This window comes from Escherichia sp. KTE52 (assembly GCF_000408325.1).
Taxonomy (GTDB): domain Bacteria; phylum Pseudomonadota; class Gammaproteobacteria; order Enterobacterales; family Enterobacteriaceae; genus Escherichia; species Escherichia marmotae.
This window is the reverse complement of the sequence record NZ_KE138680.1, coordinates 2,535,294-2,553,998: the sequence shown is the minus strand read 5'-3', so window position 1 is coordinate 2,553,998 and position 18,705 is coordinate 2,535,294. Positions and strand designations below refer to the sequence as shown.

Sequence of the window (18,705 nt, the reverse complement as noted above, 5' to 3'; positions counted from 1 at the left end):
TTTATCTGCAACGTTGTTTTAAATTGTCCCGCAAACCTTCTCAATCAATTCCGCCGGGAATTGCATCGACTGCATGATGTGTTCAATCATGCTGCATTTACGGCCAGTGTTAGTGTTGGTGATCACCCAATACGGCGTGCCTGGCACGTGTTTCGGCTTGGTCTGATTACCATTTTTCAGCAGCGTCTGTTCATCTGCCGCAAAGTAAACGCGCGTGCGACCGTGCAACGATTCCGTTGCTTCGGCAAACGCCTGGGCGTCAAGAGAATATAGTGTAGACAACAGCAGCATAAAGCGGTTGACCGCACGCTTCTGCTCTGCGTATTCATCGGAAAGCAGAAGTTCACGCATTGCGCGTACTTTGTCTTTAATCGTTTTGATCGGCTTCGCTTCGACGATAGCAGGCGACGCAATGCGAACCTCTTTCGTCACCGGAGCAGCAGGCTGTGATGCGGCGGAAAACTTCAACATACGCCGTAAAATGTCGGATGCGCTCTCGCCGATATGCTTAGTGTGGCTGGCAATATAGCTGTAGAGTTCATCATCAACTTCAATCGTTTTCATCTTAATCCAGTGCGGTGTCTTAGCTGAATACAAGTCGCCAGGAGTATATGAATAAATCCCGGCAGCGGATAGCGTCAAGCCTGGCTTGCAGAAAAACTCGGATTAAACCTTATTTGTTGCAGCCCTGTGGCACAATGGTCAACATAATACCCTAACCCGACTTCGCGAAAAAAAGAACTTTGCCATGAAATTGAATATCCGCGCGCAATCTACACAAAATCAGCACAATAATTCTCCCATCGTCCTTGTTCATGGTCTGTTTGGTAGTCTCGACAACCTCGGCGTGCTGGCACGCGACCTGGTGAGCGACCACGATATCATCCAGGTGGATATGCGTAACCACGGACTTTCACCGCGCGATCCTGTGATGAATTATCCGGCGATGGCGCAGGATCTGCTGGATACGCTGGATGCTCAGCAGATCGATAAGGCGACATTTATTGGCCACTCAATGGGCGGCAAAGCAGTAATGGCGCTCACCGCGCTGGCCCCTGATCGCATCGATAAACTGGTGGCAATCGATATTGCGCCCGTCGATTATCACGTGCGCCGTCATGATGAGATTTTCGCGGCCATCAACGCGGTCAGCGAATCTGACGCACAAACACGTCAACAGGCGGCGACGGTGATGCGTCAGCATCTGAATGAAGAAGGGGTGATTCAGTTTCTGTTGAAATCCTACGTTGACGGCGAATGGCGTTTTAACGTGCCGGTGTTGTGGGATCAGTATCCGCATATTGTGGGTTGGGAGAAAATCCCGGCGTGGGATCACCCCGCCCTATTTATCCCCGGTGGTAATTCGCCGTATGTTACTGAACAATATCGTGATGATTTACTGGCGCAATTTCCGCAGGCACGGGCGCATGTGATTGCAGGTGCGGGTCACTGGGTACACGCAGAAAAACCTGATGCAGTGCTGCGCGCCATCCGCCGCTATCTCAATGATTAATGCAACTGATTAAAAACCCAGCGTCTGCGTCGCTTTCCGCGCGTGGGCGTTGGCGTGACTCATCGCGCTGATGTATTATGGCGCGCTATCCATCCGGGCAGACGCCTGGCTGATTGTTTCCCCCGAAGTCACCAAGATCATGGCCAAAGAACAAACGGACCGTACGACATTAGATCTGTTCGCGCACGAGCGTCGACCGGGACGACCGAAAACCAATCCGCTTTCGCGCGATGAACAGCTGCGTATTAATAAACGCAACCAGCTAAAACGCGACAAAGTACGTGGTCTTAAGCGTGTCGAACTGAAGCTGAATGCAGAAGCTGTCGAGGCGCTGAACGAGCTGGCAGAGTCGCGTAATATGAGCCGTAGCGAACTGATCGAAGAGATGTTGATGCAACAACTCGCGGCGCTGCGTAGTCAGGGCATCGTCTGATCCCATCCTTTACTCAAATAATTCGGGTTACAGCCCATGTAACTTGAAGTTGGACAAAAAAATCGTGTAGCACAGTGTGCAGTCCTGCGAGTTTGCTGATTCCGCAAGACTGCCTGTTCTGCTATGATTGCCTTTATCCGTGGGCAATTTGCCACCCCCATTTCAATAAGTTTCAAGAGGTTATTTCACTCATGGCTATCACTGGCATCTTTTTCGGCAGCGACACCGGTAATACCGAAAATATCGCAAAAATGATTCAAAAACAGCTTGGTAAAGACGTTGCCGATGTCCATGACATTGCAAAAAGCAGCAAAGAAGATCTGGAAGCTTATGACATTCTGCTGCTGGGCATCCCAACCTGGTACTACGGCGAAGCGCAGTGTGACTGGGACGACTTCTTCCCGACTCTCGAAGAGATTGATTTCAATGGTAAACTGGTTGCACTGTTTGGCTGTGGCGACCAGGAAGATTACGCAGAATATTTCTGCGACGCGTTAGGCACTATCCGTGACATCATCGAACCGCGTGGTGCTACCATCGTTGGTCACTGGCCAACTGCGGGCTACCATTTCGAAGCCTCAAAAGGTCTGGCGGATGACAACCACTTTGTCGGTCTGGCTATCGACGAAGACCGTCAGCCGGAACTGACCGCCGAACGCGTGGAAAAATGGGTGAAACAAATTTCTGAAGAGCTGCATCTCGACGAAATTATCAACGCCTGATGTGATGCGGCGTAGACTCATGTCTACGCCGTATTAATAGATAATGCCAATCAAAATAATTGCTACAAATTTGTAACTTTTGCCGTTGTACCTGTACAATGTTCCAGTGTTGAAGTGGCCTTACCGATGTAAATGTAAGCTAAGCCACGTTTTTATTAACAATATTTGCCAGGGACTTGTAGTTTTCATTTAGGCATGGCAATTCTATAATGATACGCATTATCTCAAGAGCAAATTCTGTCACTTCTTTTAATGAAGTGAATCGCTTAGTAACAGGACAGATTCCGCATGACTGATAACAATACCGCCCTAAAGAAAGCTGGCCTGAAAGTAACGCTTCCACGCTTAAAAATCCTGGAAGTTCTTCAGGAGCCGGACAACCATCACGTCAGTGCGGAAGATTTGTACAAACGTCTGATCGATATGGGTGAAGAAATTGGTCTGGCTACCGTATATCGCGTACTGAACCAGTTTGACGACGCCGGTATCGTCACCCGCCACAATTTTGAAGGCGGTAAATCCGTATTTGAACTGACCCAGCAACATCACCACGATCACCTGATCTGCCTCGATTGCGGCAAGGTTATCGAATTTAGTGATGAATCTATCGAAGCGCGTCAGCGTGAAATTGCCGCAAAACACGGCATTCGCCTGACTAACCATAGTCTCTATCTTTACGGTCACTGCGCCGAAGGCGATTGCCGCGAAGATGAGCATGCGCACGAAGGCAATTAAGTCAGCCTGAACGAGAAAAAGCCAACCTGCGGGTTGGCTTTTTTATAAAGAGAAATAAGAAAAGCGAGAGTTACAGCTCTCGCTTTTTGTTTTTTACTGCGTAGCGTTATTACTGCGAATTTCCTGCCAGACCTTATCACAATCGGCTTTCACCGCCTGATCATTACCGGTTTGCGTTGCCTGAATACACTGCTGATAATCCAGCACGCGCACACTTTCCTGCTCGGCAAACTGCTGATGTTGTTTCTCTTTCTTCAGCACGTTTAACACGCTCTGGCAGGCTTCAATTTTTTCCGGCGAGCCTTGTGCGGTATTAATACAGGCGCTGTACGCCTCTTTCAGACGACTATCTTCCTGTGGCGCGGTTGATTGCGCACAGGCCACCAACCCCGATGCCATCATGGCGATGAGAATCAGTTTCTTCATAGCAAATTCCTCAAACGTGCGGCAGGCGAAAAACCTGCCGCGTCGGACATCAGAAGATAGTGAATGGCGCGATAACCATAAACTTCACGTCACGCTCATCCTGGAAGATGTTGCCGTAACCGCCGCCCCAGCTCGGGATATCGGAGTGGTTATCGTATTCGGTGAAGTGCAGCTTGAACATCGTACCTTTGGCGCGACCATCCTGAAGGGTGTAGACCGCATCCAGGCTGTATGCAGACTCTTCAATAGTCCGGTTCTTGTCGTAGTACGCATCCGGGTTGCTCTGCCAGGTAGCGGGTTTGGCATCCCAGGCGTAAACGTAAGAAGCGCCGATGGCGAAACCTGGAAGATTCCAGTTTTTCAGATCATACATCGCGCCGAAGAAGACCGCTTTTTCGCCGTTGGCGTTAAAATCAGAACGGTTATCCCACCAGATATCCAGGCGGCCGTTAGAGGAAGCGTAGGTTGGGGTCATACGCTGTAAGAAGTACCCCTGCTGACCGTCAGCTTTCACCCAGGTGCCTTCCAGGCGCAAATCCACTACGTCAGCCGCCCGGTAGCCAAAGGTCAACGCCTGTAGCCAGGCGGTGCCGTCGTAAAGATCGTTGACGCTGCGATCGTCAACTTTATCGCGCGTACCGTAGAACTGGTAGCTGGTAGTTAGCGGGCTACCGGCGATATCAAATTTGTAGCTGGCTTTAGCAAAATACTGATCGATATACCCTTCAGCCTGACCAAATGCCGCTTCCAGCACGAGGTTATTTTTGAAATCGTACTTCGCCCCGAGGGAGTGAAGGTAATCAACTTTGGTGGTTTTATCGTTCTGATAAAACTCATCCATTTCCAGATGCCACGGCGCTTTATATTCGTTGCTCCACATGTAGGAGAAGCTCAACGCACCAGCATCACCGTAATCAAAATTAGCCCCGGCTTCCGCGCCCTGATAAGTACCCGGCATAAAGCTCCAGTGCGGCGCTAACAGCGTCTGACCGGTTGGCTGAATATAACCTGCTCTCGCCCACGCCGGACCGTATTTAAATTTGGCCGCTGCTTTATACAGGCTTATACCGCTTTTATCGCCTGACCAGTCTTCGTCATAGGCTTTATTACTTTTCGAAAAAGCGATTTCGTTCGGGTGTGAACTGTCGCCATTTTCCGCCATTTCAATCGCCGTAAACGCAGCAATATCAAGGCCGAACATATCCGCGGCATAACCAGACTGAAAATCGAGGTTGGCGTTCCAGGTGGAGTGAGAAAGGTTGGTTTTGTATTTGTCGCCGTCGGTAACATCTTTACGGTCACGTTCACGCTGCCAGTAATAGATACCGCCGGTTAAGGTTGAATCGTCGATAAATCCTTCGGCGTGAGCCTCCGGCATTGCCATAAAGCCCGACATTGCTGTAACACCGGCGATAGCCAGCGCCAGCGTACTACGTTTACCACTAAACGTACGCATGGGTTAATCCTCTTTGACGTATAAATTGCTGCACCAAGGGTGAACAGCGAAAAAATAAAAAATTAAAAAAGTAGCGTTGAGAAAAGTCTCGCTGACTACAGGAACAGACTATTTTTCGCGCCGCGAATTATCAATCTCTTTCTGTAACGAGAATGTAAGAACATGAGCAACCGCACATATTTTGATGATTTTTGTTACAAGGTTTAAATTTGTACCAGGAGAGCGCGTAGAAGAAAAATATGCGGCTTTCCAGTGGGATGAAGGCAGTCGCATTCGATTAAATTATGGCTGGTGATTTTAAATTTGTTTTATGGATAAATTACAAAGCGGAATTAATTCGCGAAGAAAAGCAGAAAAAACGCCGCAGAGTGCGGCGTTTGGGATTGTTGACGAAGTGCACTTTGTTCATGCCGGATGCGGCGTGGACGCCTTATCCGGCAAAGTGGAACTTAACGTTACTCGCCAACCTTCGCCCAGGTATCACGCAGCCCAACGGTGCGGTTAAATACTGGTTTTTCCGCAGTGGAATGGCGACTGTCGAGACAGAAATAGCCTTCACGCTCAAACTGGAACGCTTTACCTGCTACCGCATCTTTCAGCGACGGTTCAGCAAAGCCCTGTTTGATCACCAGCGATTCCGGGTTAATCACCGACAGGAAATCATCCGCAGCGCCTGGATTCGGCACGCTAAACAGACGGTCATACAGACGGATTTCAACCGGTAGCGCATGTGCCGCACTTACCCAGTGGATAACGCCTTTGACCTTACGACCATCAGCCGGATCTTTGCTCAGGGTGTCAGCATCGTAAGTACAGAAGATAGTGGTGATATTGCCTTCGGCATCTTTCTCCACGCGTTCCGCTTTAATCACGTAAGCATTACGCAGACGCACTTCTTTACCCAGCACCAGACGTTTGTACTGTTTGTTGGCTTCTTCGCGGAAATCGGCGCGATCGATCCAAATCTCAGCACTAAACGGCACCTGGCGGCTACCCATTTCCGGTTTGTTCGGATGGTTCGGCATGGTAACCATTTCGCCTTCGCCCTGATAGTTTTCGATAACCAGTTTTACTGGATCGATAACTGCCATTGCGCGAGGGGCGTTTTCGTTAAGATCTTCACGGATGCAGGATTCCAGCGACGCCATCTCAATAGTGTTGTCCTGCTTGGTCACGCCAATGCGTTTGCAGAACTCACGAATAGAAGCCGCGGTATAACCACGACGACGCAGACCGGAAATGGTCGGCATACGCGGATCGTCCCAGCCTTCTACGTGCTTGTCGGTCACCAACTGGTTCAGTTTACGCTTGGACATCACGGTGTATTCCAGATTCAGACGCGAGAATTCGTACTGGCGCGGATGAACAGGAATAGTGATGTTGTCCAGAACCCAGTCGTACAGACGACGGTTGTCCTGGAACTCCAGCGTACACAGAGAGTGGGTAATACCTTCCAACGCATCGCTGATGCAGTGGGTGAAGTCGTACATCGGGTAGATGCACCACTTGTTGCCGGTCTGATGATGTTCAGCAAACTTAATGCGATACAGCACCGGATCGCGCATCACGATAAACGGCGATGCCATGTCGATTTTCGCACGCAGGCAGGCTTTACCTTCTTCAAAACCGCCGGTACGCATCTTCTCGAACAGCGCCAGGTTCTCTTCAACGCTACGGTCGCGGTATGGGCTGTTTCTACCCGGCTGCGTCAGAGTGCCACGATATTCGCGGATTTGCTCTGGCGTCAGTTCATCAACATATGCCAGGCCTTTATTGATCAGTTCAACAGCATAGGCGTGGAGTTGATCAAAATAATCGGAGGAGTAACGGACGTTACCTGACCAGTGAAAACCTAACCACTCAACGTCGTTTTTGATCGACTCGACGTACTCGATATCTTCTTTTACCGGGTTGGTGTCGTCGAAACGCAGGTTGCACTGGCCTTTATAGTCCTGGGCGATCCCGAAGTTCAGGCAGATAGATTTCGCATGGCCAATATGCAGATAGCCATTCGGCTCCGGCGGGAAACGGGTGTGTACTGTGGTGTGCTTACCACTGGCCAGATCTTCATCGATGATCTGACGAATAAAGTTAGTCGGGCGGGCTTCAGCCTCACTCATCGTGGATTCCTCAAAGCGTAAACAACGTATAACGGCGTATGATCTTATAAGCGAGACAGGCTGACAACTGTTAGTTAGAGAAAATCGAAAAATCTAACAAAGATTATGGGGATGATTGATGAAAAAAAAAGCGGTAGAGAAGATCCCCACCGCTTGTCATTGTTGGATGCGACGCTTGACGCGTCTTATCCAACCTACGGGCCTGATAAGACGCGTCAAGCGTCGCATCAGGCATAAAGCCGATTACTTTTTGATTTCAAACAGCGGTGTTTGACCCGCTACGACGTGCCCCTGGGCTTTAATAACCAGGCCGCTGAAATCGTCGATATTGCTGCAAACAACCGGACTGATCATCGAGCGAGCGTTAGCGTTCAGGTAATCCAGATCCATTTCCAGAATCGGTTGCCCTGCGCTTACCTGCGCGCCCTCTTCCACCAGACGTTTAAAACCTTTACCTTCCAGCGCCACAGTATCGATACCCATGTGGACTACGATTTCCGCGCCTTTTTCGGTTTCCAGGCAGAACGCATGGTTGGTGTTGAAGATTTTCACAATAGTCCCTGCGGCTGGTGATACAACGATTTTATCCGTCGGTTTCACCGCCACACCGTCACCCACCGCTTTGCTGGCGAATGCTTCGTCTGGCACCTGATCCAGCGCCACAACATCACCAGTAATCGGTGATACCAGTTCAACGATAGACACTGCGTTTGGTACAGCCTGTGGTTTTGCTGCCGGAGCAGCGGTTGCCGGAGCGGCTTCAGCAGACGCTGCTGCTACCGGCCCACGGGCAACGACTTTCTTCATTGCATCACCGATAGATTCGGCTTTCGCACCGACAATCACCTGAATAGTCTGCTTGTTCAGTTTCACCACACCAGAAGCACCCAGACGTTTACACATCGCATCGTTGACGAGAGCTGAGTCAGCCACCGTCAGGCGCAGACGGGTAATACAGGCGTCAATCGCTTTCAGGTTGTCACTACCGCCAACCGCAGCAATATAGTTGGTCGCCAGTTGAGTCAGACCTTCTTCAGTGTTGCTGTTGGCTTCTTCAGTAACAATTTCGTCTTCTTTATCTTCACGACCTGGCGTTTTCAGGTTGAACAGGCGGATAACCACACTGAACACCACGAAGTAGATAGCGAAGAAAACAACGCCCATCACCAACAGCATCCAGACGTTCTGGCTGGCGGCCGGCAGGTTATACATCAACGCATAGTCGATGGCACCCGCAGAGAAGGAGAAGCCCGCGTGGATACCCAGCAACGTTGCGACAAACAGGCTGATGCCGGTCAGCAGTGCGTGCAGGAGGTACAGCAGCGGAGCGAGGAACATGAACAGGAATTCCAGCGGCTCAGTCACACCGGTCAGGAACGCGGTGATAGCCACGGAAAGCAGCATCCCACCAACCATCGGACGACGCTCTTTCGGCGCGGCAAAATACATCGCCAGCGCTGCACCCGGCAAACCGAACATCATGATCGGGAAGAAGCCGGACATGAACATCCCCGCCGTGCCGTCACCCGCATAGAAGCGGTTGATATCGCCGTGGAATACAGCACCCGCCGCGTTGGTGAATTCACCAATCTGGAACCAGGCGATAGTGTTCAGCACCTGATGCAGACCCGTTGGGATCAGCAGACGGTTGATGAAACCAAAGATACCGGAACCCAGCGCGCCTGCAGAAACGATCCATTCGCCACCTGCATGAATAGCGTGCTGCACCGGCGGCCAGACATAACCAAAAATGGCTGCCAGCACCAGACAGAAGAAGCCAGTGGCAATCGGCACAAAGCGTTTACCGCCGAAGAAGCTCAGGAAGTCAGGCAGTTTAATCGCGGACCAACGGTTATAGGCTGCACCACCGACCAGACCGGTAATGATACCCGCCAGAACACCCATGTTAATTTCCGGGTTGATGGTTACCATCGCTTTGGTCAGTACAAAATACCCGACCGCCCCCGCCAGCGCCGCCGCGCCCGCGCTGTCTTTTGACCAACTGGATGCCACACCGATCGCGAAGATAAGCGCAAGGTTGTCAAAAATCGCACCGCCCGCCTGGGCAATAAACGCAACGTTAAGTAAATCTGGCTGGCCGAATCGCAGCAACAGTGCCGCCACCGGCAGCACCGCGATAGGGAGCTGTAACGCCCTACCGAGTCGCTGGAAAAACCCTAAAATATTCATCTTATTCCCCCTACGAGAACCCTATTTGGCTTGTTTAAAGCCGTATTTTTATTTTGCTGCAAACTGTACTGCCGATGTTCTGTAATCAGGTTGTTAGATCATCTGCTACAGAGTGTGTAAAAAATTAATTCGTACCGCAAATTAAACGCGTGTCTTTTGTGAGTTTTGTCACCAAATATCGTTATCATCACTCCCTTTTACTGGCTAAACCAGAAAACTTATTTTATCATTCAAAAAATCAGGTCGGATTGACGCCTGTCTGCGCAAATCCAGGTTACGCTTAAAGATGCCAAATCCGCCAACGGCTTAATTTTTCTTATCGAGGTGAATAATGAGACTGATCCCCCTGACTACTGCTGAACAGGTCGGCAAATGGGCTGCGCGCCATATCGTCAATCGCATCAATGCGTTCAAACCGACTGCCGATCGCCCGTTCGTGCTTGGCTTGCCGACCGGTGGCACACCGATGACCACCTATAAAGCGTTAGTCGAAATGCATAAAGCAGGCCAGGTCAGCTTTAAGCACGTTGTCACCTTCAACATGGACGAGTATGTCGGTCTGCCGAAAGAGCATCCGGAAAGCTACTACAGCTTTATGCACCGTAATTTCTTCGATCACGTTGATATTCCAGCAGAAAATATCAACCTTCTCAATGGCAACGCCCCGGATATCGACGCCGAATGCCGCCAGTATGAAGAAAAAATCCGCTCTTACGGTAAAATTCATCTGTTTATGGGCGGTGTAGGTAACGACGGTCATATTGCATTTAACGAACCAGCCTCTTCTCTCGCCTCTCGCACCCGTATCAAAACCCTGACACATGACACTCGCGTCGCAAACTCTCGTTTCTTTGATAATGATGTTAATCAGGTGCCAAAATATGCGCTGACCGTCGGTGTGGGTACACTGCTGGATGCCGAAGAAGTGATGATTCTGGTGCTGGGTAGCCAGAAAGCACTGGCACTGCAGGCGGCCGTTGAAGGTTGCGTTAACCACATGTGGACTATTAGCTGTCTGCAACTGCATCCGAAAGCGATCATGGTGTGTGATGAACCTTCGACCATGGAGCTGAAAGTTAAGACTTTAAGATATTTCAATGAATTAGAAGCAGAAAACATCAAAGGTCTGTAATTGTTATCCCTGCCCTGACGTTTCGTTCAGGGCTGTATTATTTTTGATATCGGGGGTCGGAATGTATGCATTAACCCAGGGCCGGATCTTTACCGGCCACGAATTTCTTGATGACCATGCGGTTGTTATCGCTGATGGCCTGATTAAAAGCGTCTGTCCAGTAGCGGAACTGCCGCCAGAGATTGAACAACGTTCACTGAACGGGGCCATTCTCTCCCCCGGTTTTATCGATGTGCAGTTAAACGGCTGCGGTGGCGTACAGTTCAACGATACTGCTGAAGCGGTCAGCGTGGAAACGCTGGAAATCATGCAGAAAGCCAATGAGAAATCAGGCTGTACTAACTACCTGCCGACGCTTATCACCACCAGCGATGAGCTGATGAAACAGGGTGTGCGCGTAATGCGCGAATACCTGGCAAAACATCCGAATCAGGCATTAGGTCTGCATCTGGAAGGTCCGTGGCTGAATCTGGTAAAAAAAGGCACTCATAATCCGAATTTCGTGCGTAAGCCCGATGCCGCGCTGGTCGATTTCCTTTGTGAAAATGCCGATGTTATTACCAAAGTCACACTAGCGCCGGAAATGGTGCCAACGGAAGTGATCAGTAAACTGGCAAATGCTGGTATTGTGGTTTCAGCCGGTCACTCCAACGCCACATTGAAAGAAGCGAAAGCCGGTTTCCGCGCGGGGATTACCTTTGCCACCCATCTGTACAATGCGATGCCGTATATTACGGGGCGTGAGCCGGGTCTGGCGGGCGCGATCCTCGACGAAGCTGACATTTATTGCGGTATTATTGCCGATGGCCTGCACGTTGATTACGCTAACATTCGCAACGCCAAACGTCTGAAAGGCGACAAACTGTGTCTGGTTACCGATGCGACTGCGCCAGCAGGTGCCAATATTGAACAGTTCATTTTTGCGGGTAAAACAATATACTACCGCAACGGACTTTGTGTGGATGAGAACGGTACGTTAAGTGGTTCATCCTTAACCATGATTGAAGGCGTGCGTAATCTGGTCGAACATTGTGGTATCGCACTGGATGAAGTGCTGCGTATGGCGTCGCTCTATCCGGCGCGTGCAATTGGCGTTGAGAAACGTCTCGGCACTCTCGCCGCAGGTAAAGTGGCCAACCTGACCGCATTCACACCTGATTTTAAAATCACCAGGACCATCGTTAACGGTAACGAGGTCGTAACTCAATAAGAGAAAGTATGACACCAGGCGGACAAGCTCAGATAGGTAATGTTGATCTCGTAAAACAGCTTAACAGCGCGGCGGTTTATCGCCTGATTGACCAACATGGGCCAATCTCGCGAATTCAGATTGCCGAACAAAGCCAGCTTGCCCCCGCCAGCGTAACTAAAATTACGCGTCAGCTTATCGAACGCGGGTTGATCAAAGAAGTTGATCAGCAGGCCTCCACCGGAGGCCGCCGCGCAATCTCTATTGTCACCGAAACCCGCAATTTCCAGGCTATCGGCGTACGACTTGGTCGTCACGACGCTACCATCACCCTGTTTGATCTCAGCAGCAAAGTGCTGGCAGAAGAACATTACCCGCTGCCAGAGCGTACCCAGCAAACGCTGGAACATGCGCTCTTAAACGCCATCGCCCAGTTTATTGATGGCTACCAGCGCAAACTGCGAGAGTTAATCGCCATTTCGGTTATTCTGCCAGGGCTTGTCGACCCGGACAGCGGCAAAATTCATTACATGCCGCATATCCAGGTGGAAAACTGGGGGCTGGTAGAGGCTCTGGAAGAACGTTTTAAAGTGACCTGTTTTGTCGGTCACGATATCCGCAGTCTGGCGCTGGCAGAGCACTACTTCGGTGCAAGTCAGGATTGCGAAGACTCCATTCTGGTGCGCGTGCACCGCGGAACGGGTGCCGGAATCATCTCTAACGGGCGCATTTTTATCGGCCGCAACGGCAACGTTGGTGAAATTGGCCATATTCAGGTTGAACCGCTGGGTGAACGCTGCCACTGCGGAAATTTCGGTTGTCTGGAAACTATCGCTGCCAACGCCGCCATTGAACAACGAGTGTTGAATCTGTTAAAGCAGGGCTATCAGAGCCGCGTGCCGCTGGATGACTGCACCATCAAAACTATCTGTAAAGCCGCAAACAAAGGCGACAGTCTGGCGTCGGAAGTGATTGAGTATGTCGGTCGCCATCTGGGTAAAACCATCGCCATTGCCATCAACTTATTTAACCCGCAAAAAATTGTTATTGCCGGTGAGATCACCGAAGCCGATAAAGTGCTGCTGCCCGCCATTGAAAGCTGCATTAATACCCAGGCGTTGAAGGCGTTTCGCACTAATCTGCCGGTAGTGCGTTCCGAACTGGATCACCGCTCAGCAATCGGTGCTTTTGCACTGGTAAAACGCGCCATGCTCAACGGTATTTTGCTCCAGCATTTGCTGGAAAATTAATGTGCTTTTATAGTGGCGCTTATTGTTGTCAATATTCTGGGTAGTCCATGACCATTAAAAATGTAATTTGCGATATCGACGGCGTGCTGATGCACGATAACGTCGCCGTACCGGGTGCAGCGGAGTTTTTGCACGGGATTATGGATAAAGGCCTGCCGCTGGTGTTGCTGACCAACTATCCTTCGCAGACCGGGCAAGACCTGGCAAACCGCTTTGCCACTGCCGGTGTCGATGTGCCAGACAGTGTGTTTTATACCTCCGCGATGGCAACTGCCGATTTCCTGCGTCGACAGGAAGGCAAAAAAGCGTATGTAGTGGGCGAAGGCGCGCTGATCCATGAACTGTACAAAGCCGGTTTTACCATTACCGATGTTAATCCTGACTTTGTGATTGTTGGCGAAACGCGCTCATACAACTGGGACATGATGCATAAAGCGGCATATTTCGTCGCCAACGGCGCACGTTTTATCGCCACCAACCCGGATACTCACGGACGTGGTTTCTATCCGGCCTGTGGCGCATTGTGCGCGGGGATCGAGAAAATCTCCGGACGTAAACCGTTCTATGTTGGTAAACCCAGCCCGTGGATCATCCGTGCAGCATTAAACAAAATGCAGGCGCACTCGGAAGAAACGGTGATTGTTGGCGATAACCTGCGTACCGACATTCTGGCTGGCTTCCAGGCGGGTCTGGAGACGATTCTGGTACTCTCTGGTGTTTCGTCGCTCGACGATATCGACAGTATGCCGTTCCGCCCTAGCTGGATTTACCCATCAGTCGCTGAAATCGACGTTATCTGAAAATCAACCACGTCTCAGGACGTGGTTGATATTGATGACAAACGCCAAACTGCCTGATGCGCTACGCTTATCAGGCCTACGCAGCTCCTGCAATATATTGAATTTTCATAATTTTGTAGGCCGGATAAGGCGTTCACGCCACATCCGGCATGAACAAATCTCACTTTGTAAGCGATTTGGTTTCTGATCCCCCTGCAAAATATATCCATTCAATAAAACCCGCTAAAAATTATCGATTCATCAATAAACAGGTCACTACACCCCACTCTTTTTCACCATTCATCAATCACCATTACGTTTTTTATTTTTTCACCGCCAAATCTCTTGCGCACATTGCTGCTTTGCGGCATTTTTTTAAACAAGCAAACACAACAAGCAGCAAACACCAGGTTAACGGAGAAGGTTATGTGTTCAATTTTTGGCGTATTCGATATCAAAACAGACGCAGTTGAGCTGCGGAAGAAAGCACTCGAGCTGTCACGCCTGATGCGTCATCGTGGCCCGGACTGGTCCGGTATTTATGCCAGCGATAATGCAATTCTCGCCCACGAACGTCTGTCAATTGTTGATGTTAACGCGGGCGCGCAGCCTCTCTACAATCAATCAAAAACCCACGTACTGGCAGTGAACGGGGAAATCTACAACCACCAGGCGCTGCGTGCTGAGTATGGCGATCGTTACCAGTTCCAGACTGGATCTGACTGCGAAGTGATCCTCGCGTTGTATCAGGAAAAAGGGGCGGAATTTCTCGACGATTTGCAGGGCATGTTTGCCTTTGCCCTGTACGACAGCGAAAAAGATGCATATCTGATTGGTCGCGACCATCTGGGGATCATCCCTCTGTATATGGGTTATGACGAACACGGCCAGCTATATGTGGCCTCAGAAATGAAAGCCCTGGTGCCGGTTTGCCGCACCATTAAAGAGTTCCCGGCAGGGAGCTATCTGTGGAGTCAGGACGGCGAAATCCGTTCTTATTATCACCGCGACTGGTTCGACTACGATGCGGTGAAAGATAACGTGACCGACAAAAACGAGCTGCGTCAGGCACTGGAAGATTCCGTTAAAAGCCACCTGATGTCTGACGTGCCTTACGGCGTGCTGCTCTCCGGTGGTCTGGATTCCTCAATTATTTCGGCTATCACCAAAAAATACGCCGCCCGCCGCGTGGAAGATCAGGAACGTTCAGAAGCCTGGTGGCCGCAATTGCACTCTTTTGCCGTGGGTCTGCCTGGTTCACCGGATCTGAAAGCGGCCCAGGAAGTGGCAAATCATCTGGGCACTGTGCATCACGAAATTCACTTCACCGTACAGGAAGGTCTCGATGCCATCCGCGACGTGATTTATCACATTGAAACGTATGATGTGACCACGATTCGCGCTTCAACGCCGATGTATTTAATGTCGCGTAAGATCAAGGCGATGGGCATTAAGATGGTACTGTCCGGTGAAGGTTCTGACGAAGTGTTTGGCGGTTATCTCTATTTCCACAAAGCGCCGAACGCCAAAGAGTTGCATGAAGAGACGGTGCGTAAGCTGCTGGCCCTGCATATGTATGACTGCGCACGCGCCAACAAAGCGATGTCGGCCTGGGGCGTGGAAGCACGCGTGCCGTTCCTTGACAAGAAATTCCTTGATGTAGCGATGCGCATTAATCCGCAGGACAAAATGTGCGGCAACGGCAAGATGGAAAAACACATCCTGCGTGAATGTTTTGAAGCGTATCTGCCCGCAAGTGTGGCCTGGCGGCAGAAAGAGCAGTTCTCAGATGGCGTCGGTTATAGCTGGATCGACACTCTGAAAGAAGTGGCGGCGCAGCAGGTTTCTGATCAACAGTTGGAAACGGCCCGCTTCCGCTTCCCATACAATACGCCGACCTCAAAAGAAGCGTATCTGTATCGCGAAATCTTTGAAGAACTGTTCCCGCTCCCAAGTGCCGCAGAGTGCGTACCAGGGGGGCCGTCCGTTGCCTGTTCTTCTGCCAAAGCGATTGAGTGGGATGAAGCGTTCAAGAAAATGGACGATCCATCGGGTCGTGCAGTCGGTGTTCACCAGTCGGCGTATAAATAAGACGTGTAATAATGCCCCGGAGAAATCCGGGGCAATTTCAGTTACTGGGGAACTTGTTGATTCTGATAGGCTGTGAGGAAATGTTCCGGATTTGCTACATCGCTGTCAGATAACTCATTACTGTAGGCGACTGACCAGGCTGCCGATTCATCCGGGATATGCAGGCTTCCATTTCCCTCTTTCAGGCGTAATAACTCAAAAGATTCGCCCTTGATTACAGCGGTATACGATTTCTCACCTTCCTGTAATGCTTTTACTTTGCAGCGAAAAATCTGACCATCGATGTCATTATCAACATGAGATACCTGAACAAGGGCTTCATTTTCCGCTTTCGGCCCAATTCGCATCATCCAGACCACTGCTCCTTCCTGACCACGATAACCAAAGACATACTTACCAATTTCCGGTCGGGCTGTATCGGCAAACGCCGATTGCATAAGTAATAAAGCACTGACCAGCACCGTCATAAAACGCAACATATTATTCCCTCAATAAATCGCCTGAAGTGGTAGCAGAGATGCAGGCGTAGCGATCCCTGTTCTGTCCTGTTGCAACGGGTCAGTATTTCATAGATTAATTTCCCGCCGCTATTGTTGAATTCTGAATTTCACCCCGTATGACAAAAGAATGGCTGCAGGCTGTAGAAAAAACACAAAGTAAACAATAATTGACGAATATAGCGCCACGCTGTTCGCAACCTAACCAAACAGTCAATTCCAAGCAATTTTCCTTGAAAAAGAGGTTGACGCTGCATGGCTCTATACGCATAATGCGCCCCGCAACGCCGATAAGGTATCGCGAAAAAAAGATGGCTACGTAGCTCAGTTGGTTAGAGCACATCACTCATAATGATGGGGTCACAGGTTCGAATCCCGTCGTAGCCACCATCTTTTTTGCGGGAGTGGCGAAATTGGTAGACGCACCAGATTTAGGTTCTGGCGCCGCAAGGTGTGCGAGTTCAAGTCTCGCCTCCCGCACCATTCACCAGAAAGCGTTGTACGGATGGGGTATCGCCAAGCGGTAAGGCACCGGTTTTTGATACCGGCATTCCCTGGTTCGAATCCAGGTACCCCAGCCATCGAAGAAATAATCTGGCTACGTAGCTCAGTTGGTTAGAGCACATCACTCATAATGATGGGGTCACAGGTTCGAATCCCGTCGTAGCCACCAAATTCTGAATGTGTCGAACAGGTTCGGCAAGTTCAAAAAAATTTGTTGGGGTATCGCCAAGCGGTAAGGCACCGGATTCTGATTCCGGCATTCCGAGGTTCGAATCCTCGTACCCCAGCCAAATTAAAAAAGAACGCTACAGCGGGCTTTTTGCTTTTCTGCGTTTATTCAATATCGAATGCGATGTTGGCACGCCTTACCCTACGAAGTCGGATGCGACGCTGCCGCGTCTTATCCGACCTACGGTTGGCATGCATCCGGCAATGTTGTGAGGCTACAACCCTAACGCATATTTCAGCGCCTGACGTTTCAAGACGCCAGCACGTTCCGCCGCCATCAAACCAAGATTACGTACAAAACGCAGTGGCGGCAGATTATTGCTGAATCCGGCATAAAACAGATCCATACCGCTTTGCATAATGAAGTTATCCGCCATGCGACGCATCTGGTAACGCTTGAGGATTGGATAACTGGCCCACGCTTCGCCATGACTGCGCGCGCTCACCAGAACGTCAATCAGAGCATCAACATCGCGATAACCAAGATTCACGCCCTGCCCCGCCAGCGGATGAATGGTGTGCGCCGCATCGCCCACCAGTGCCAGACCTGGCTGAACATATTGCAATGCATGACGACGCGTCAGTGGAAACGCCCCCGCAGCAAGCGGCGTCACATAACCGAGACGCGACGGGAAATGTTTCGCGATTTCCGCCTGTAACTGCGCCATATTCATATTCTGTAACTGGCGAATGCGCGCCGGAGAGTCATACCACACCAGCGACGCCCAGTGATCAAACAACGGCAGGAAAGCACGCGGCCCGTCAGGTGTAAACTGCTGCCAGGTGCTGTCGCCAGGATCATTCTCGCACCGCACGCTAATCAACATACACGACTGCGCATACTGCCAGGCATGAACGCCAATTCCCGCCATCTGCCGCACCTGTGAATTTGCCCCATCGGCACCAATCACCAGCTTCGCGCGGATCACTTCTCCGCCCTTCAGCTCCAGCTCCTGAAGATCATTATCGCGATGCAACGCAATCAGCGAGGCCGGTACACGTAGCGTCACGTTCGGATGCGTCTCCAGTGCCTGCCACAACGCCTGTTGCAGAACGGTGTTTTCCACCATATAGCCAAGCAACGGTAGCTTAAGTTCAGCGGCGTCAAACACCACATGCGCCGTTTCCCACTCCCACGTTTCCAGTCTGCGATAAGGATGGCAACGCATAGCCTGTACCGCATCCCAGACACCTGAACCTTTAAGCAATGATACCGACGCAGCGCTAATCGCTGAAATACGCACGTCAGGCTGGCTGTCCTCTACAAACGGCGCAGGTTCAGCGTGTTCAATAACCGTTACCGAAAATCCGTGCTGCGCCAGTCCCAGCGCCAGTGCGCCGCCGACCATTCCTCCGCCGACAATGGCAATTTCCGTTGGTTGATTTGTCATGGTCAATCATCCTGTTAGCAATATGCTTTAAGTTTACAGGATTTTTACC

17 protein-coding genes and 5 tRNA genes are annotated in these 18,705 nt (G+C 50.6%); 15 read left to right on the top strand and 7 right to left on the bottom strand.

Features of this window, described 5'->3' with window-relative positions; genetic code table 11:
• Nucleotides 1-18: 18 nt before the first annotated feature.
• On the bottom strand, nt 19-564 hold the full coding sequence (seqA, locus tag A1SC_RS00075) for a replication initiation negative regulator SeqA (RefSeq protein ID WP_001515978.1): 546 nt from the start codon (nt 562-564) through the stop codon (nt 19-21).
• A gap of 184 nt (nt 565-748) precedes the next feature.
• Here seqA and ybfF point away from each other — a divergent pair, with 184 nt between their 5' ends.
• The 5 genes from ybfF to fur all read left to right on the top strand — a co-directional run bounded on the left by ybfF (nt 749) and on the right by fur (nt 3,403).
• On the top strand, nt 749-1,513 hold the full coding sequence (ybfF, locus tag A1SC_RS00080; protein ID WP_001515977.1) for an esterase: 765 nt from the start codon (nt 749-751) through the stop codon (nt 1,511-1,513).
• 139 nt (nt 1,514-1,652) lie between these two features.
• On the top strand, nt 1,653-1,946 hold the full coding sequence (gene ybfE / locus A1SC_RS00085) for a LexA regulated protein (RefSeq protein WP_001300829.1): 294 nt from the start codon (nt 1,653-1,655) through the stop codon (nt 1,944-1,946).
• Nucleotides 1,947-2,137: 191 nt separating this feature from the next.
• Complete coding sequence (fldA, locus tag A1SC_RS00090) at nt 2,138-2,668, top strand: flavodoxin FldA (protein ID WP_001515976.1); 531 nt, start codon at nt 2,138-2,140, stop codon at nt 2,666-2,668.
• Between the two features lie 209 nt (nt 2,669-2,877).
• The gene (gene uof, locus A1SC_RS0122655; RefSeq protein ID WP_010380762.1) at nt 2,878-2,964 is read left to right on the top strand and encodes a fur leader peptide; all 87 of its coding nucleotides are present in this window, start codon (nt 2,878-2,880) and stop codon (nt 2,962-2,964) included.
• Complete coding sequence (fur, locus tag A1SC_RS00095; RefSeq protein ID WP_000131707.1) at nt 2,957-3,403, top strand: ferric iron uptake transcriptional regulator; 447 nt, start codon at nt 2,957-2,959, stop codon at nt 3,401-3,403. The genes uof and fur overlap by 8 nt, the downstream gene beginning before the upstream one ends.
• A gap of 93 nt (nt 3,404-3,496) precedes the next feature.
• On the opposite strand, the gene chiQ is transcribed toward fur, so the two are convergent.
• The 4 genes from chiQ to nagE form a co-directional block, all read right to left on the bottom strand.
• Nucleotides 3,497-3,829, bottom strand: coding sequence for a ChiQ/YbfN family lipoprotein (chiQ, locus tag A1SC_RS00100; protein ID WP_001515975.1), 333 nt, complete (start codon nt 3,827-3,829; stop codon nt 3,497-3,499).
• A gap of 49 nt (nt 3,830-3,878) precedes the next feature.
• On the bottom strand, nt 3,879-5,285 hold the full coding sequence (chiP, locus tag A1SC_RS00105; RefSeq protein WP_016263047.1) for a chitoporin ChiP: 1,407 nt from the start codon (nt 5,283-5,285) through the stop codon (nt 3,879-3,881).
• Nucleotides 5,286-5,740: 455 nt separating this feature from the next.
• A complete protein-coding gene (glnS, locus tag A1SC_RS00110; RefSeq protein ID WP_016263046.1) occupies nt 5,741-7,405 on the bottom strand; it encodes a glutamine--tRNA ligase in 1,665 nt (554 codons plus the stop codon).
• A gap of 243 nt (nt 7,406-7,648) precedes the next feature.
• Nucleotides 7,649-9,595: a PTS N-acetyl glucosamine transporter subunit IIABC gene (gene nagE, locus A1SC_RS00115; RefSeq protein WP_001023084.1), complete on the bottom strand. Its 1,947-nt coding sequence runs from the start codon at nt 9,593-9,595 to the stop codon at nt 7,649-7,651.
• A gap of 331 nt (nt 9,596-9,926) precedes the next feature.
• Between nagE and nagB the strand changes: the two genes are divergently transcribed.
• The 5 genes from nagB (at nt 9,927) to asnB (ending at nt 16,036) form a co-directional block, all read left to right on the top strand.
• Nucleotides 9,927-10,727 (top strand): glucosamine-6-phosphate deaminase, encoded by an 801-nt coding sequence (gene nagB, locus A1SC_RS00120; protein ID WP_001237072.1) that lies wholly within the window; start codon nt 9,927-9,929, stop codon nt 10,725-10,727.
• Between the two features lie 61 nt (nt 10,728-10,788).
• The gene (nagA, locus tag A1SC_RS00125) at nt 10,789-11,937 is read left to right on the top strand and encodes an N-acetylglucosamine-6-phosphate deacetylase (RefSeq protein WP_001515973.1); all 1,149 of its coding nucleotides are present in this window, start codon (nt 10,789-10,791) and stop codon (nt 11,935-11,937) included.
• An 8-nt stretch (nt 11,938-11,945) separates the two neighbouring features.
• A complete protein-coding gene (gene nagC / locus A1SC_RS00130; protein ID WP_000187581.1) occupies nt 11,946-13,166 on the top strand; it encodes a DNA-binding transcriptional regulator NagC in 1,221 nt (406 codons plus the stop codon).
• Between the two features lie 47 nt (nt 13,167-13,213).
• Nucleotides 13,214-13,966 (top strand): ribonucleotide monophosphatase NagD, encoded by a 753-nt coding sequence (gene nagD / locus A1SC_RS00135; RefSeq protein WP_000153129.1) that lies wholly within the window; start codon nt 13,214-13,216, stop codon nt 13,964-13,966.
• Nucleotides 13,967-14,371: 405 nt separating this feature from the next.
• Nucleotides 14,372-16,036 carry an asparagine synthase B gene (gene asnB / locus A1SC_RS00140; protein WP_000337102.1) on the top strand — a complete coding sequence of 555 codons (1,665 nt, stop codon included), beginning with the start codon at nt 14,372-14,374 and terminating at the stop codon, nt 16,034-16,036.
• 41 nt (nt 16,037-16,077) lie between these two features.
• On the opposite strand, the gene A1SC_RS00145 is transcribed toward asnB, so the two are convergent.
• Nucleotides 16,078-16,515, bottom strand: coding sequence for a hypothetical protein (locus tag A1SC_RS00145; RefSeq protein WP_000943492.1), 438 nt, complete (start codon nt 16,513-16,515; stop codon nt 16,078-16,080).
• 331 nt (nt 16,516-16,846) lie between these two features.
• Between A1SC_RS00145 and A1SC_RS00150 the strand changes: the two genes are divergently transcribed.
• The 5 genes from A1SC_RS00150 to A1SC_RS00170 all read left to right on the top strand — a co-directional run bounded on the left by A1SC_RS00150 (nt 16,847) and on the right by A1SC_RS00170 (nt 17,327).
• Nucleotides 16,847-16,923 (top strand) — tRNA-Met (locus A1SC_RS00150).
• Nucleotides 16,924-16,931: 8 nt separating this feature from the next.
• A tRNA-Leu gene (locus tag A1SC_RS00155) sits at nt 16,932-17,016 on the top strand.
• Nucleotides 17,017-17,039: 23 nt separating this feature from the next.
• Nucleotides 17,040-17,114 (top strand) — tRNA-Gln (locus A1SC_RS00160).
• Nucleotides 17,115-17,129: 15 nt separating this feature from the next.
• A tRNA-Met gene (locus A1SC_RS00165) sits at nt 17,130-17,206 on the top strand.
• A 46-nt stretch (nt 17,207-17,252) separates the two neighbouring features.
• Nucleotides 17,253-17,327: transfer RNA gene (locus A1SC_RS00170), tRNA-Gln, on the top strand.
• Between the two features lie 153 nt (nt 17,328-17,480).
• Here A1SC_RS00170 and ubiF read toward each other — a convergent pair.
• Nucleotides 17,481-18,656 carry a 3-demethoxyubiquinol 3-hydroxylase gene (gene ubiF, locus A1SC_RS00175; protein WP_000184597.1) on the bottom strand — a complete coding sequence of 392 codons (1,176 nt, stop codon included), beginning with the start codon at nt 18,654-18,656 and terminating at the stop codon, nt 17,481-17,483.
• Between the last annotated feature and the right edge of the window lie 49 nt (nt 18,657-18,705).

Bases quoted from the DNA above. Each gene is read 5' to 3' on its own strand.
- seqA (WP_001515978.1), bottom strand. From the start codon at position 564: ATGAAAACGATTGAAGTTGATGATGAACTCTACAGCTATATTGCCAGC.
- ybfF (WP_001515977.1), top strand. From the start codon at position 749: ATGAAATTGAATATCCGCGCGCAATCTACACAAAATCAGCACAATAAT.
- ybfE (WP_001300829.1), top strand. From the start codon at position 1,653: ATGGCCAAAGAACAAACGGACCGTACGACATTAGATCTGTTCGCGCAC.
- fldA (WP_001515976.1), top strand. From the start codon at position 2,138: ATGGCTATCACTGGCATCTTTTTCGGCAGCGACACCGGTAATACCGAA.
- uof (WP_010380762.1), top strand. From the start codon at position 2,878: ATGATACGCATTATCTCAAGAGCAAATTCTGTCACTTCTTTTAATGAA.
- fur (WP_000131707.1), top strand. From the start codon at position 2,957: ATGACTGATAACAATACCGCCCTAAAGAAAGCTGGCCTGAAAGTAACG.
- chiQ (WP_001515975.1), bottom strand. From the start codon at position 3,829: ATGAAGAAACTGATTCTCATCGCCATGATGGCATCGGGGTTGGTGGCC.
- chiP (WP_016263047.1), bottom strand. From the start codon at position 5,285: ATGCGTACGTTTAGTGGTAAACGTAGTACGCTGGCGCTGGCTATCGCC.
- glnS (WP_016263046.1), bottom strand. From the start codon at position 7,405: ATGAGTGAGGCTGAAGCCCGCCCGACTAACTTTATTCGTCAGATCATC.
- nagE (WP_001023084.1), bottom strand. From the start codon at position 9,595: ATGAATATTTTAGGGTTTTTCCAGCGACTCGGTAGGGCGTTACAGCTC.
- nagB (WP_001237072.1), top strand. From the start codon at position 9,927: ATGAGACTGATCCCCCTGACTACTGCTGAACAGGTCGGCAAATGGGCT.
- nagA (WP_001515973.1), top strand. From the start codon at position 10,789: ATGTATGCATTAACCCAGGGCCGGATCTTTACCGGCCACGAATTTCTT.
- nagC (WP_000187581.1), top strand. From the start codon at position 11,946: ATGACACCAGGCGGACAAGCTCAGATAGGTAATGTTGATCTCGTAAAA.
- nagD (WP_000153129.1), top strand. From the start codon at position 13,214: ATGACCATTAAAAATGTAATTTGCGATATCGACGGCGTGCTGATGCAC.
- asnB (WP_000337102.1), top strand. From the start codon at position 14,372: ATGTGTTCAATTTTTGGCGTATTCGATATCAAAACAGACGCAGTTGAG.
- A1SC_RS00145 (WP_000943492.1), bottom strand. From the start codon at position 16,515: ATGTTGCGTTTTATGACGGTGCTGGTCAGTGCTTTATTACTTATGCAA.
- ubiF (WP_000184597.1), bottom strand. From the start codon at position 18,656: ATGACAAATCAACCAACGGAAATTGCCATTGTCGGCGGAGGAATGGTC.